This is a genomic window from Crocosphaera sp., assembly GCF_030064895.1.
Taxonomy (GTDB): Bacteria; Cyanobacteriota; Cyanobacteriia; order Cyanobacteriales; family Microcystaceae; genus Crocosphaera.
Genome location: NZ_JASJEB010000012.1, coordinates 33,946 through 47,780, shown reverse-complemented (window position 1 = coordinate 47,780; position 13,835 = coordinate 33,946). Strand labels below are relative to the sequence as shown.

Annotated in this window: 14 protein-coding genes; 7 read left to right on the top strand and 7 right to left on the bottom strand. The window is 36.6% G+C overall.

The genetic code is table 11. The features are described 5' to 3' along the window. Positions 1–119: 119 nt before the first annotated feature. Positions 120–1,427, bottom strand: coding sequence for an ABC transporter substrate-binding protein (locus QNJ66_RS05395; protein ID WP_300503767.1), 1,308 nt, complete (start codon positions 1,425–1,427; stop codon positions 120–122). 549 nt (positions 1,428–1,976) lie between these two features. Between QNJ66_RS05395 and QNJ66_RS05390 the strand changes: the two genes are divergently transcribed. Then, on the top strand, positions 1,977–2,546 hold the full coding sequence (locus QNJ66_RS05390) for a PEP-CTERM sorting domain-containing protein (protein ID WP_300503765.1): 570 nt from the start codon (positions 1,977–1,979) through the stop codon (positions 2,544–2,546). A 285-nt stretch (positions 2,547–2,831) separates the two neighbouring features. Here the strand turns inward: QNJ66_RS05390 and QNJ66_RS05385 are convergent, their stop codons facing one another. After that, positions 2,832–3,314, bottom strand: a complete 483-nt coding sequence (locus tag QNJ66_RS05385; protein WP_300503763.1) for a CRR6 family NdhI maturation factor — start codon at positions 3,312–3,314, stop codon at positions 2,832–2,834. Between the two features lie 101 nt (positions 3,315–3,415). Between QNJ66_RS05385 and QNJ66_RS05380 the strand changes: the two genes are divergently transcribed. Further along, complete coding sequence (locus tag QNJ66_RS05380; RefSeq protein WP_300503761.1) at positions 3,416–4,153, top strand: thioredoxin domain-containing protein; 738 nt, start codon at positions 3,416–3,418, stop codon at positions 4,151–4,153. A gap of 166 nt (positions 4,154–4,319) precedes the next feature. Then, a complete protein-coding gene (locus QNJ66_RS05375) occupies positions 4,320–5,255 on the top strand; it encodes an SGNH/GDSL hydrolase family protein (protein ID WP_300503760.1) in 936 nt (311 codons plus the stop codon). On the opposite strand, the gene QNJ66_RS05370 is transcribed toward QNJ66_RS05375, so the two are convergent. Further along, the gene (locus QNJ66_RS05370) at positions 5,245–6,114 is read right to left on the bottom strand and encodes a tetratricopeptide repeat protein (RefSeq protein WP_300503759.1); all 870 of its coding nucleotides are present in this window, start codon (positions 6,112–6,114) and stop codon (positions 5,245–5,247) included. The two genes, QNJ66_RS05375 and QNJ66_RS05370, sit on opposite strands and share 11 nt — an antisense overlap. Before the next feature lie 321 nt (positions 6,115–6,435). Here QNJ66_RS05370 and QNJ66_RS05365 point away from each other — a divergent pair, with 321 nt between their 5' ends. After that, positions 6,436–7,392 (top strand): glycosyltransferase family A protein, encoded by a 957-nt coding sequence (locus tag QNJ66_RS05365; RefSeq protein ID WP_300503757.1) that lies wholly within the window; start codon positions 6,436–6,438, stop codon positions 7,390–7,392. 246 nt (positions 7,393–7,638) lie between these two features. Here QNJ66_RS05365 and gltX read toward each other — a convergent pair whose 3' ends face one another. Together gltX and QNJ66_RS05355 are read right to left on the bottom strand one after the other, a co-directional pair. Continuing rightward, the gene (gene gltX / locus QNJ66_RS05360; RefSeq protein ID WP_300503755.1) at positions 7,639–9,090 is read right to left on the bottom strand and encodes a glutamate--tRNA ligase; all 1,452 of its coding nucleotides are present in this window, start codon (positions 9,088–9,090) and stop codon (positions 7,639–7,641) included. Between the two features lie 310 nt (positions 9,091–9,400). Beyond that, positions 9,401–10,285 (bottom strand): ABC transporter permease, encoded by an 885-nt coding sequence (locus QNJ66_RS05355; RefSeq protein ID WP_300503753.1) that lies wholly within the window; start codon positions 10,283–10,285, stop codon positions 9,401–9,403. Between the two features lie 136 nt (positions 10,286–10,421). Between QNJ66_RS05355 and cax the strand changes: the two genes are divergently transcribed. From cax to QNJ66_RS05340, 3 genes are all read left to right on the top strand, one after another. Then, positions 10,422–11,513, top strand: a complete 1,092-nt coding sequence (cax, locus tag QNJ66_RS05350; RefSeq protein WP_300503751.1) for a calcium/proton exchanger — start codon at positions 10,422–10,424, stop codon at positions 11,511–11,513. Positions 11,514–11,715: 202 nt separating this feature from the next. After that, positions 11,716–12,456: an HAD family hydrolase gene (locus QNJ66_RS05345; protein WP_300503749.1), complete on the top strand. Its 741-nt coding sequence runs from the start codon at positions 11,716–11,718 to the stop codon at positions 12,454–12,456. 11 nt (positions 12,457–12,467) lie between these two features. Continuing rightward, entirely contained in the window at positions 12,468–13,085 is a 618-nt protein-coding gene (locus tag QNJ66_RS05340; RefSeq protein ID WP_300503747.1) for a class I SAM-dependent methyltransferase, read from the top strand. 66 nt (positions 13,086–13,151) lie between these two features. On the opposite strand, the gene QNJ66_RS05335 is transcribed toward QNJ66_RS05340, so the two are convergent. Both QNJ66_RS05335 and QNJ66_RS05330 read right to left on the bottom strand, forming a co-directional pair. After that, positions 13,152–13,568 carry a hypothetical protein gene (locus QNJ66_RS05335; protein ID WP_300503746.1) on the bottom strand — a complete coding sequence of 139 codons (417 nt, stop codon included), beginning with the start codon at positions 13,566–13,568 and terminating at the stop codon, positions 13,152–13,154. A gap of 1 nt (position 13,569) precedes the next feature. Further along, the gene (locus QNJ66_RS05330; protein ID WP_300503745.1) at positions 13,570–13,758 is read right to left on the bottom strand and encodes a hypothetical protein; all 189 of its coding nucleotides are present in this window, start codon (positions 13,756–13,758) and stop codon (positions 13,570–13,572) included. Positions 13,759–13,835: the final 77 nt, after the last annotated feature.

The window sequence follows — 13,835 nt, the reverse complement described above, 5'->3', positions numbered from 1 at the left end:
ACTGCTTGATAATTGATTTTCTAGGCTTCTTGATTTGGTTTTTCTGTACTGGTGCAAGATATCAGTTTACTTCTGACTTGATTCAAACCCCGTCGTTAACGACGAGGTTGGCTGAAAAACTATTCCGCAGGACTCACTTTATCAATAACTTCGGTAGTCCCATCTGCTTTCACTGTCCAAACATCATAACTACCCACAACATCTCCATTTTCATCAATATCAACATTACCACTAGCCCCTTGATAGTTGATATCTTGCCCATCCCGAACTAACGCGATTGCTTCACAGGGGTCACTAACTTCTGTTCCTGGGGCGTTGGCCACTTCTCTGATTTTACTTTGTATTCCTTCCCCTGTATTAGCTTTAGCAGCTTCGGCAGCCAACATCAATAATACTGTTGCGTCCCAACTATGAGGAACAAAAGCAGTAACATCTTTACCCGTTTTCTCGTTCCATTTGCTGGTAAAAGCTTCTAACGCTTCACCATCAGCACCAGGAACCGTTCCTAATGCTCCTTCTAAGATAAAGCTACCATCAGGAGTTTTGCCCACCTGTTCCACAAAGTCCTGAGAATAAACTCCATCGGTCAATAAAACGGTAACTCCTTCGCTTAAACCTTGTTTATAGGCTGCTTGTAATAAAATACTGCCGGTTTCTGGGTAAAGAACCCCTGCCACTGCATCGGGGTTATCGGCAAAAGCGGCTGCTGCTTCACTATCGAGGGTAGCAGCTTTGGGATCGTAACGGACGGGTTTATCTTTAGAAAGGATTTCACCCCCTGACTTCTCAAACGCCCCCACAAACTGCTGCTCAAAGGCTACCCCGTAATCATTATTAATAGCAACGGTAGAAACATTGTTAAAGCCTTGTTTTTTGGCCAATGCTGCTAATGCTTGGGCCTGATAGGTATCTGGAGGGGCGGTTCTCGCCCAATAGCCGTTAAAATCACCGTTTTTAGCCTGATCGGTGAATACCGGGCTGGTACTTCCTGGAGAGATCAACATAACTTTATTTTGCGCTGCAATACCCACAGCAGCACCAGAAACACTACTACCAAAGGCCCCAACTACACCCGCAACACGGTCAACTTCAGCTAGTTTGGTCATGGCTGCACCACCGGCAGCCGGGTCGGTTTGAGTATCTTCGGTAACTAGGGTAACTGGTTGACCGTTCACCCCGTCACAAGCATTAATCTCTTCAACGGCTAATTTAACGGCTTCTGGCATATTTGCCCCGATGGACGCGAGGTCCCCTGTAACCGGTAGTAAAGCCCCTATTTTCAGCCCATTTCCACTGGCTGTGGGGGTGGTTCCGGTGTCGGTGGGGGTTGGGTTATTACAACCGGCTAAGAGACTACTACTAAAGGCAAGGGCTAAACCCCAAGCTAGGGGGGACTTGAGACGATATTTTGTTAAAAATGAGTTCATATTCTGCGATCGCTACATAATTGATCATCTTAAAATTGACCTTAATTTTAACGGAATGTTGCAATTGATAGCAGTTTTCAATTGAGTAAGTGTGGGGAGTATTGACATTTCCAACTGTTGCGCAACAGAAACCAACTCAAATATCTTCTTCTTCATCTCCAACTATTGCGCAATAGAAACAAACTCAAATATTTTCATCTTCATCTCCAACTGTTGCGCAATAGAAACAAACTCAAATATAGCAATAGACAGGCTAGTTAGGACACATAAATTATATTTTAAGGGAACAGGGAACAGGGAACAGGGAACAGAAAAATGTCCTAATAGCTTTGGCGACTGCTATATTTTCATCTTCATATCTAACTGTTGCGCAATAGAAACAAGAGTAAACTTCAATTGGGTGTATCAATATTTCGGTTGAGTGAGTGCTGTTAAACTGCTAAAAACCTTCTAAAATCAGCATAAATCATCTTAATCAACTATTAACTTGACAAAATAATCGGGGGGGGTAGAATTACTCATGTTTTTTAGTAAATTTTTGAAATTGTCATGATTAAGAATCTTTCTCTGTCCAGTGTTTTACCCTCCACCGTCTTAGGTGCAAGTTTGTTGACTGTTGCTACGGTTTTCGGAACTGCTGATGTAGCAAATGCTGCTACTTTTGATTTCTCTTTCAGTAATGAAGATGGTCCTGTTAACGGTACAGTAGAAGGAACCATTGAATTACCTGATGGGGACGGAACCTTTGCTGCAACTTCTGTTTTCGTCACTTCTGCACCTGCTGCCTTGGGATATACTACTCCCTTTGATGTTTTCGCCAATTTAGCCGTAGCGGTAAATAGCTTTACCGTCACTGGAGGAACAATTGACCCTTTAACCAGTTTCTTTACAGCAGCAAATGAGACAGATGGACTATTTTTGAATGTACCTGGTGCTGGCAGTTTGCTAAACGTTTCCGGTAGTAGTAATGGATTTACTGGTGTTGTTGACTCGGATAATTCAACCCTTGTATATTCTTCTGCTGCTACTACTTCTACCCCTGAACCTACTACCATTTTCGGGTTATTATTAATGGGTGGAGTAGGTTTATTATCTAAACGCCAAAAGCAAGCCAAATAAATCGTCAAATAATGAGAAGATAATAATATTTTGTAGGGGTTTAACAGTGTGTTGGTTTAACAGTGTTAAACCCCTACGGGTGATTATTTTAGGTAGAAAACGGGCAACTTATTCATCAATTGTACAGTATCATAATTTTGTTTTGCTGTTTAATTGTAGGGGCTTAATATTATTAAGCCCAAACCTATTATGTTCAACCAGTCCAAATCAATAGATCAACCTTAGTTTTTATTGAGTTTAACAACCTAAATTATCAATAGTTTATTTATAATTTATTGAGTATTTTCATCCTTTTTTTATCATAGCAAAAAAACTATCATCGATATCATAACCAAACAGTTGCGCTAGAGATTGCAAACGAAACTGAGAATAAAGACCTTGTGTTTGTAACCAGTCAGAAAGAACAAATAACTTATTCATAACAAAAATTTCTAACGCTTCGGGGTTGTATTGAATCCCTTCCACACGGTTAAATTGATGGGGAACTAACATAGCAGAATATCTAGCTAAATCTCCTTCTTTTGCGTCTAAAAGAAAAGGAAACCAAGGATAAATAGTGTCCAAACGAACAAACCATAAACGAATCTCAGGAACTTCTGAAAGTTCTCTAGGATCATCTGGTTCACGGGGATATTGAATGTCAAAAGATAAGCTTTGTTCTAGGGAAGCGATCGCATTTTTTTCTAATATTGGCTCAATTATTTCTTTGACAGGAGTAATATCTAAAGCAGTGATGTGATCCAGTTGTACAGTAATAGTTTTAGTCATATAATTTTAATATAAATTTTAGTTTGAATTCGTTGTTAATTGACTTAGGAGCATTAATATAATACCGTCAATAAGGTAATTAACTCAACTGGTAGGACTGCATGAAAAAAGCACTAAATGTTTTCATCGCATTATTATTGATAATAGGTTTGACTTGGACACCTACTATCATTGTACCTTCTGCACAAGCAGTTATTGACCCTAAACTGGAGCAAACAGTTTTAGATATTATTCGTCAAAACCCAGAAGTCGTGATCGAGTCGGTTCAAGCTTATCAAAAACAACAACAAGAACAACAAAAACAGGCTCTACAGTCCTTTGCATCACAACTGAAAACCAATCCTCAAACCATTATCGCTGACTCACCCACCACCGGATCTCGAAGTCAAAAAAAGATTCTTTTAGAATTTTCTGATTTTCAATGTCCTTATTGTGCAAAAGCTTACGAAACCGTTGAAGAATTTATTGCTAAGCACCAGGATGAGGTTACTTTAGTGTATAAACATTTTCCCTTAATTGGCATTCATCCTCAAGCTTTGGGAGCTGCGAAAGCGTCTTGGGCCGCACAACAACAAGGAAAATTTTGGCCTTATTATGATGCTTTATTTACGCAACAAGACAGCTTAGGAGAAGATTTCTATATTGAACTTGCTGAAAATTTGGATCTTGATATTGAGCAATTTGAACGCGATCGCAATAGTAGAAATGCTGATTTTGCCATTCAAAAAGATATGGAACTTGCTGCAAAAATTGGAATTCAAGGAACCCCTTTATTTATTTTTAATGGTCAAGTTTTTTCAGGAGCAATTCCTTTATCTACCCTAGAAGAAGCTTTGTAAAATTAGCTTCATTAATTGATTTACTGCTTCTATAGCACTAAGCATTATGGTTAGGACATTAGTAGAAATTCCTCGTACCTCACCAATGACAGCGACAGATTCAAACAATGTCCTAACTAATTTTTATCTGCTATAGTATTCTACAATTATATCTCTTATTAAACCGATGAAAATTGTTTTGCTCAGTTTTGGTATTATTCTCATTAGTTTCCTAATTTTTGAAGGCAGCTTAAGATTATTTTTAGGATTAGGTAAACGTCCCCTTTATATCGCTGATGATGAGATTGGCTATTTATTAGCCCCTAATCAAAAGGTTCGTCGTCTCGGAAAATTGACGATTATTAATCAATATTCTATGCGGACAGAAGCCATTGAATCTAGTCCTTTAAATGATACTATAAGACTTTTTTTCATCGGTGATTCTATTGTTAATGGTGCTTGGTGGACCGATCAAAAAGAAACTATTTCTGCATTAGTACAAGAAGAAATTGACAAGAAACTATCACCAACAATAGAGGTTTTAAACGCTTCTGCCAACTCTTGGGGACCAAGAAATCAATTGGCCTATTTAAAACGGTTTGGAACTTTTGAGTCCCAAGTAATTCTTTTAGTAATCAATACAGATGATTTGTTCGCTACAAAACCCACCCCTTTAAGAGTAGGAAAAGATATCAGTTATCCTGATAAACAACCAATTTTAGCCATAGAAGAAATTTTAGAAAGAGTGTTTTATCGTAATCCTAATATCCCAGGACTAGGAGAAATAATGGGAGAAAGAGGAGATCGAGTAGGATTTAATTTAGAAGCGATCGATAAAATGAAAGCGATCACAACTGAAAATGAGAGTCAATTTATGATAGTTTTAACCCCTCTTAAACGGGAAATGAACCCAGAACCCAGAGATTATGAAAAAGTGGCTAGAAAACGCTTACAAGAGTGGGTAGATACTAATAATGTAGCGTTTATTGACTTTTTACCTATTTTTAGTAAACAGGAAAATATTGATGATTTATATCGAGATCATATCCATCTGAGTTCTTTAGGCGATCAATTAGTTAGTCAACATATTAGTCAATTAATTATTAATTCTACTAACCAATAGGAGATTCATAGGTATTAGAAGTAACTTTTTTAAATTTACGCATTAAATTGAGAGTTTGCTGATAACCTGTCTGGTTATTTTGTTCTTGAAACTGAGTAAGAGCAATTTTAAAATTTTGCCAAGCAACCGTCTGAAATCCTAAAATCGCAGCAGAAATTCCTCGGTTAATATAGGCAGTAGTTAACTGAGGATTTAGGGTAATTGCTTCTGTAAAATCTTGAAAAGCAGCCTGATAATTTCCTGATTTTTGATAAGCATAACCTCGTTGATAATAGGCTTGTTCGTCTTTTGGATTTAAAATAAGAACATGGGTAAGATTAGCGATCGCTTCAGAAAAATCTTCTAATTGTAAATGGGCTAAAGCACGATCATGATAAATCAATGTTTTATGCTCCAAAGAATCATCTTCATCGATTTTTAGAGCTTGATTATAACTATTTAAAGCTTGTTGATAATTCCCTAGTTGAAAATGGACTAATCCTTGATTATAATAAGCACGATAATCATTTTCCTGCCTTTTAAGAACTTCTTGATAAGCAGCTAAAGATTGAGAATAATTTTCCAGTCTATAATCAGCTAATCCTTTATTAAGATAAGCTTCAACATTATCTGAATTCATCTCTAAAGCTTCTTGACAGTCTCTTTTAGCAGCTTGATTATTATTCAATTGTAAATAAGCCAGACAACGATTACTATAAGCAGAAGCAATCCACTGATTCTTATCATTAATAACCTGAGTAAATTCCCCAATAGCTTCTTGGTACTTTTCTTGTCTTAAATAGTAAATTCCTTGAGAAAAATTAGGAGAAATTGTTGATTTCTCTACACTCGCTGAAGAAAAACCTAAACAAAATAACATGGCTGTAACTAAGAGCAAAAACTTGAAGGAATTCTTAACTATATTGTTCATCGTTTCAGTTTCAGATAATAATTTCCGTGGTTTCAATAATGCTAGAAAAAATATCAAAATTTTTCCATAGACAGACGGTCAAAGATTAAGGAAACCTAAGGATACTTGAGTAAATTTTTATAATATAAATATGAGATTTTTAATAGTTAATTCAACGCTTACAAATTATTAGGAGTTTCATTCCTTGACAGAGCAAGCATTATAATGTATAAAATTGATACAATCTATTAAAAAATTAATTGTATTATAGTTTAGCTAGATATTAAACCAATGAAAAAACCTACCTTATCAGTTATTATTCCTATGCGGGATAATGTTCCTCAAGTTTGGATAGAAGCATTGGCAAAAGTTGAGGGAAATGTTGAATTTATTTTGGTTTATCCCCCTGAAGTTCCCTTACTGAATAATGATGATCCTCGTATTCGTCAAATCACCAGTCCCATCAGAGGAGAAGTGATACAAAGGATTACCGCTGTATCAAATGCGTCAGGAACTTATGTTTTATCCATTAATTGTGATGAATATTTGTACCCGAAAATAGAAGAGGTTGTTCTTGAATATTTTAGAATTTTTCCTAATAGCTATATGTTCAAACTTAGACAAAAATTTTATCCTTACGGTAGCCAAGAAAAACTATTAGAAGAATGGGAACCATTTACTAATTTAGAAGCCGTTCAAGTTAGAAGGGGAGAAGATCGACATTTAGAAACAACAGAAACTCTACAAGAAGTTCCTATTTCTCCTTTAGAAAATAAATTAAATTTGCTGTGTCTTATCAAAGATCGTAAAGATCATCATGGACCCCATCAAGAAAATTTTGACAAAAAAGTATGGAAAAATAGCTTAGTCCAAGAGTGCATTAATGATGTGGTTAAATTATTCACCCTTTTCGGACCATTCAAATATATTCCTTTTTGGTGTGCTGATCGACTGCTTGGTTTAGGAGTGCAAGCTAAATTGTACACGAAAGGCCTTGTCAAGAAAGGTGACATTATTGGACATATTTTACCCTTTCCTGAACAGTTTCGTACAGAAAGTAATCCTCCAGAATTCCAGTATAAGACCACCAACCGACGGTATGTTTTAGCTGAAGTTTTTTTGGTAAAACTATATCCTCAATATGGATATCTTTGGAACTTAGTTCTTGGTAGTCTCAGAAGGTTAGTGAGACTCAAACCTAGAAAAGAGACATTTTTAAAACTGATACCATTTTCTAATCAATCCTAAAAAAATTTCTAACGATTACGCATTAATGGGTCTACCTATAATTGCTAGAAAGTTGTAATCCAACAGAATTATCATTACTTAATGATAACAATCTTAAGAGTGAGTTAATTATGATATTAGGAAAATATAGATGTGATCCTTATCAATTTTGTTTTTCTAAGGTGAGCAAAGATTTCAGATTTTTCCTGGCTTTAAATACCTATCTGCTTTGCCCACCCCAAGGTTTATGGAGAGATGTTGAAACAATTATAATGAATCTAAGCCATGACTCAAACGACTTTTATCCCACCCTTTTTGATTAAGTAAAAGCCAAGATTGAATTAAATCTGGCCCGTGTAATTCACCCATTAAACCAGCACGAAGCGATCGCATTACTAATCCTTTTTTCACTTTAAAGGTTTTTGTCACTTGTTTGATGGTATCTTTAGCTTCGTCTTGTGTTAACTGAGAAGATTCAACAATCTTCTGCAAAACAGCTTGCAAAACTTCCCTAACCCCTTCTTGCTGCATTTGGGCTATAGCTTCTTCACTGTATTCTACAGTTTCACCAAACAATAAGACACTTTCTTTAGCTGCATCACTCAAACGGGTGAGACTAGGACCGATCAGGGTAGCCATTTGTTCTAACCAAGGGCGATCGCTATCTAAATTGAGAGAATAACCGGCTTCTTGCCAATAGGGAAGCAAAAGATCCACTAATTCATCCCCCGACATTTTGTGTAAATATTGACTATTAATCCAATCGAGTTTATCCCAATCAAATTTAGCCCCGGCCTTATTAACCCGTTCCAAACTAAACTTCTCAGCAGCTTCTGTCAAGGTGAAAATTTCTTCAGTGGAGTCTGGGGGAGTCCATCCCAAGAGGGTCATATAGTTAGCTAAAGCTTGGGGTAAAAAGCCCATTTTACGGAAGTCATCGATGGAAGTCACTCCATCTCGTTTGGACAATTTTCGTCCTTCCTGGTTCAAAATTAAGGGGGTATGGGCAAAGCTTGGAACGGTTGTCCCGAAAGCTTCGTATAAGAGAATTTGTTTAGCGGTGTTAGCAATATGATCTTCTCCTCGGATAACTTGGGTAATCTCCATATCCATGTCATCCACCACCACGGCCAAGTTATATAAAGGCTGACCAAAAGGTTGTTCTGGGTTATCAGCAATACGCGCGATCACCATATCTCCACCGAGATCACTTCCTTTCCAAGTAACTTGACCTCGGATGAGATCCTGCCAAACAATTTCGCGATCGTCATCGATCATAAAGCGGATGACTGGTTTTCTTCCTTCCGCTTCAAGAGCAAGACGTTGTTCTTCTGTGAGATGACGATGACGGTTATCATAACGAGGAGCTTGATTTTTGGCTTTTTGAGCCTCTCGCATCTCTTCTAATTCTTCTGGGGTACAATAACAACGATAGGCAAATCCTTTGTCCAGTAAGGTTTGAATGGCTTTACGATAGAGATCGAGGCGTTGGGTTTGAAAGAAGGGTCCTTCATCCCAACTCAAACCTAACCAGGCGAGACCTGATTTAATATTTTCTGTATATTCTGGACGCGATCGCTCTTGATCGGTATCTTCAACTCTGAGGATAAACTGGCCTTGGTTATGATGAGCAAATAACCAGTTAAAAACGGCGGTTCTGGCGGTTCCTATGTGTAAATTCCCTGTAGGACTAGGGGCGATCCGAACTCTGACTGTCACAAAATTTTCCCTGTAGTCAATATTATTTAGTTCAACTTATGATCATAATTGATTTTTGGTTAACTCATCAACTAATTATTTTCAAACCCCGTTGTTAACGACCGGGTTTTATCAGGGAATGTTTTGTGATTAAAAATAATGATAACTAATGGAAAATTGGCATGAGGAAAAACTTTCAATTGATAGTATTTTTTCTTGTTATAAAAGGTTTGAAAATGCAAAGAGATGTTAGTTCCAGAACAATCAGAGAGAGGGAGATAAAACCCTCTTTTAGCCGATTGTTCCCTTAATTTTTGCTTACTCTAATCATTTAGGCTCTTTCAACCAAAAATGGCAAAGATAAGCGATAGAATATCCATCCGAAAAATGTAGTAATCAAGGCTACACCACTAGCGATCCAAAACCCTGAGATATTAGCAATGTCTCCAGTGATTATCAAATCTCTTGTGGTTACTAATAGGGGAGTAACAGGATTAATTGCGACTAAAATTGCCCAGATACCCTCTCTAGGCTGAGGATAAATCACAGGAGTCACAAATATCCAGAACTTATTTACAAAACCGATTCCTCTATTAACGTCACCATAGAGACAAGCAAAAGGGCTTAAGATTAATCCGATACCAGTACCAAACATTAGCATATGGATAAAGGCAACCGGAGCTAAAATAATTGTCCAACTGACTGCTACTTTAAACCAGACAAACATGAAAACAATGGGAATTAGTTGAATGAGAAAATTAAATAAAATTTGTGCCAGTGTCGAGATTACAAAGGCTTCTGGAGGGACATTCAATTTCATCAACATCTGTTTGGCCTTTCGAGCGGCTCCCATGGTATTGTTAAAGCTTTGAATGAAGGTTTGCCAGAGAGTCATACTCAAAGCAACATAAACAGGGTAGGGGATGGGGGTTTCTCCTATATTCAAAACATTCGTTTTTCTGAGAACCGTTAAACCCAGAGCAGTGATTAAAGGAGGAAGGAAAATCCACAGGATGCCAAGTATAGACTGACGATATTGAGACTGAATATTTCGTTGAAATAGTTGCCACGCTAAATCACGAGAAGCCAGCAAATCGTACCACATTTCCTTGACTAACAGAAGTGGGTGCTTGACACGACTTTCCGGTTGATAAACCACTACAGGCAAGGATTTCTTATATTTATCTTGAGTTTTATGAGGGTTAGCTTGGCTCATGAATAGACACTGAATATTACTAAAGCATTGCAATAGTTTTATCATATAACTTGAGATTACGAGAAGATGTCAAGCTCATTGATGGCCTAAACTAAGAAACGGACTTCAAAATCGGAACCTATCGCTGAGGACGATCATGCTGAATAAAAGTGCTATTTTGTCAATTTTATTGATTTTTATCCCTTTATCTCTAGGATCTGAATATCTAGAATGGGGAGCAACCCTGACTTTCATTATGGCGGCCTTGGCTATTGTGCCTCTAGCTGCCTTGATGGGCCAAGCGACAGAAGAAATCGCTGTGGTGGTCGGTCCCAATTTAGGAGGGCTATTAAACGCGACCTTTGGCAATGCTACAGAATTAATTTTGGCATTAGTGGCTTTAAAGGAAGGTTTAATTGGTGTGGTCAAAGCAACCATTAGCGGCTCAATTATCGGTAATTTATTATTGGTGGTGGGCTTTTCTATGTTGTTGGGGGGACTTCGCTACAAAGAACAGGAATTTCAATCCGTGGCGGCCCGTATGAATGCCTCTTCTATGAATTTAGCTGTCATCGCTATTTTATTACCCACTGCGGTGCAATATACTTCTACTGGTATTGAAGAACAAACTTTACAAAATTTGTCGGTTGCTGTGGCTATTGTTTTAATTTTAGTTTACGGCTTAACTTTATTATTTTCTATGAAAACCCATGCTTATCTTTATGATGTTGGGGTAGCGGCCGAAGATGAAACGAAAAAAGAAGAAGGCGGTGATATTAATGTTAGTAAATGGGTGATAATTCTTTTGTTAGTGACTCTTGGGGTTGCGATAGAATCAGAATTATTGGTCAATTCTTTAGAACAAGCCACTTCCTCTTTGGGTTTAACTCCTTTATTTACTGGCGTGATTTTATTACCTATTGTTGGTAATGCGGCAGAACACGCAACGGCGGTTACTGTTGCTATGAAAAATAAAATGGATTTATCTATGTCGGTAGCGGTGGGTTCAAGTTTACAAATTGCTTTATTTGTTGCCCCAGTTTTAGTGATTGCTGGTTGGTTTTTAGGGCAACCGATGGATTTAGATTTTAATCCTTTTGAATTAGTGTCTGTAGCGGTGGCTGTGTTAATTACTAATTCTATTAGTTCTGATGGTCGTTCTAATTGGTTAGAAGGAACTTTATTATTAGCAACTTATATTGTCATTGGTTTTGCTTTCTATTTCCATCCTCTGGTAGATGGACTTTAAGCAACAATTACTTAAGCATTTAACTATTGGTTTAAGTGAATGTGGGGAGTGTTAGAAGGAAGATTTGATATTAGGTTTCATCTCCTAGCTGAACCCTTAAGTTTAGGGGTTATAGGGGATTGCCTTCTGCCTCTTCTCAACTTTAACGTTTATTTTTGTCCAGGTACTAATTACCTAATTTTTTGATGAAATAAAATTCATTATGACACAACTAAAAGCTTTAATTTTTGATGTAGATGGAACATTGGCTGAAACAGAAAGAGATGGCCACAGAATTGCTTTTAATCGTGCTTTTTCTGAGGCTGATTTAAATTGGTATTGGTCAGAAAATCTCTATGGTGAGTTATTAGAAATCTCTGGGGGTAAGGAAAGAATTAGACATTACATACAACAATATCACCCTAAAATCAAGGAGAGTTTAGAAACCTTAATACCTCAACTTCATCAAGCAAAAACAACTCATTATTGTGACTTATTATCATCAGGAGAAATTCAATTACGTCCAGGAGTAAAACGCTTAATTGAAGAAGCTTATAATCAAAAAATAAGATTAGCGATCGCAACTACTAGCGCATTACCCAATGCTTTAGCTTTATTGGAAAAACACTTAAATCCTCATTGGTTTGAAGTGATTGCGGCCGGGGATATTGTTGCTGATAAAAAACCATCTCCTGATATTTATAATTATGTCTTAGAAAAGATGGATTTAAACCCAGAAGAATGTTTAGTTTTTGAAGATTCTTTTCATGGCCTACAAGCTGCTGCTCAAGCTAATTTAAAAACAATAATTACTTTACATGATTACACAAAAAATCAAGATTTTTCTTTAGCTAGTTTAGTATTAAATAATTTAGGAGAACCCCATAATAATTTTACAGTTATTAGAGGTGACTTCCCAAACAAAGGTTATTTTGATCTAGAATTAGCAAAAGTTTTAACTTAGGAGGAAATGAAATGGGTTTTTATTCTGATGTTATTTTTCCTTATGGAATTGAAATGATGATGTCTGGTTCTCCTTTTTCTGAGTATAGAAAAGAATTATTAAAAGATGTTTCAGGAGAAGTTCTAGAAATTGGTTTTGGTACAGGATTAAATCTTGCTTATTATCCAGAAAGCGTAACAAAATTAACAGTTATCGATCCCAATCAAGGCATGAATCGTTATGCGAAAAAAAGGATTGAATCTAGTGTTATTCCTGTTGAAAATAAAGTGTTAGGAGGAGAAAATTTACCGATGGATGATAATAGTTTTGATGCTGTGGTTAGTACCTGGACATTGTGCAGTATTCCTAACATTGAAAAAGCGTTATCAGAAATTTATCGTGTTTTAAAACCCGGACAAAAATTCTATTTTATTGAACACGGATTAAGTGATGAAGCTACTATCCAAGTTTGGCAAAATCGTTTAACTCCCCTACAAAAAATTATTGCTGATGGTTGTCACTTAAATCGCAATATGAAGCAATTAATTGAAACTCAATTTAATCAAGTTGAGATCCAAGAATTTTATGCAGAGGATATGCCTAAAGTTTCAGGCTATATGTATCAAGGAGTTGCCACTAAAACAATCTGAAAATTAGAATTTCAACTAGGTTTAATGGTTTCAAATTCTGTTTAAGATTTCGCTTTTTGATAAGATTTATCTATTATTGCCCTCATCTGCAACCGTTTTAAAATAATACGCAGTGACAGCAGTTACCAAAGTCCCCAAAAAAGAATAGAGGGTTTTAGCGGTATCATCTACCAATGTGACAGCAGTTTGGACTTTTTCAAGTTCTATGGGAGTATTTGAATCTACAAGATAGTTAGAAAACTTAACAGTAGAAATCAAATGATAAACTATAGTAAAGATAAGGGTCGCCCACAAAGCAAGAGCTAAAATAGAGGCTATCCAATTATTTCTATTCCTAAGCCGAAAATCTGTATCATCATCTTTGCTGGACTCCGCTTGTGAATTATTAGACTTATCAGGATCATACTCCTCAGCAAATGATTCTAAATTTTCCGAGTCAGTTTTTCTTTTTTGTTCAGGTTTTTCGGATGGATCTGAAGTCATTCTAAACAATTATTTCTTGTGTTTTGCCGTCTGCTTCTAAAAGAATACGTCCTCTTTTCGATTTTTGTAATCCGGCATACAATTTCATAAAAGTTATCCCTTTTTGCACAACCTCCTCTTCTGTAAGATCCAATTCTTTGGCTACCTTTCTGATCAAAGCGGATGAGTTTTTGCCAGCAACGAATTCCATAGTAGTTTTATTTCCCATGATGACAAGGTTTTTCAAGTCTTAACTTTTACTATCTCATATCATTATAGCTAAGTCAT

Excerpts from the sequence above, each read along its gene's own strand:
- QNJ66_RS05380 (WP_300503761.1), top strand. The coding sequence starts at position 3,416 with ATGAAAAAAGCACTAAATGTTTTCATCGCATTATTATTGATAATAGGT.
- QNJ66_RS05330 (WP_300503745.1), bottom strand. The coding sequence starts at position 13,758 with ATGGAATTCGTTGCTGGCAAAAACTCATCCGCTTTGATCAGAAAGGTA.
- QNJ66_RS05370 (WP_300503759.1), bottom strand. The coding sequence starts at position 6,114 with ATGTTATTTTGTTTAGGTTTTTCTTCAGCGAGTGTAGAGAAATCAACA.
- QNJ66_RS05335 (WP_300503746.1), bottom strand. The coding sequence starts at position 13,568 with ATGACTTCAGATCCATCCGAAAAACCTGAACAAAAAAGAAAAACTGAC.
- cax (WP_300503751.1), top strand. The coding sequence starts at position 10,422 with ATGCTGAATAAAAGTGCTATTTTGTCAATTTTATTGATTTTTATCCCT.
- QNJ66_RS05385 (WP_300503763.1), bottom strand. The coding sequence starts at position 3,314 with ATGACTAAAACTATTACTGTACAACTGGATCACATCACTGCTTTAGAT.
- QNJ66_RS05345 (WP_300503749.1), top strand. The coding sequence starts at position 11,716 with ATGACACAACTAAAAGCTTTAATTTTTGATGTAGATGGAACATTGGCT.
- QNJ66_RS05375 (WP_300503760.1), top strand. The coding sequence starts at position 4,320 with ATGAAAATTGTTTTGCTCAGTTTTGGTATTATTCTCATTAGTTTCCTA.
- QNJ66_RS05390 (WP_300503765.1), top strand. The coding sequence starts at position 1,977 with ATGATTAAGAATCTTTCTCTGTCCAGTGTTTTACCCTCCACCGTCTTA.
- QNJ66_RS05395 (WP_300503767.1), bottom strand. The coding sequence starts at position 1,427 with ATGAACTCATTTTTAACAAAATATCGTCTCAAGTCCCCCCTAGCTTGG.
- QNJ66_RS05355 (WP_300503753.1), bottom strand. The coding sequence starts at position 10,285 with ATGAGCCAAGCTAACCCTCATAAAACTCAAGATAAATATAAGAAATCC.
- QNJ66_RS05365 (WP_300503757.1), top strand. The coding sequence starts at position 6,436 with ATGAAAAAACCTACCTTATCAGTTATTATTCCTATGCGGGATAATGTT.
- QNJ66_RS05340 (WP_300503747.1), top strand. The coding sequence starts at position 12,468 with ATGGGTTTTTATTCTGATGTTATTTTTCCTTATGGAATTGAAATGATG.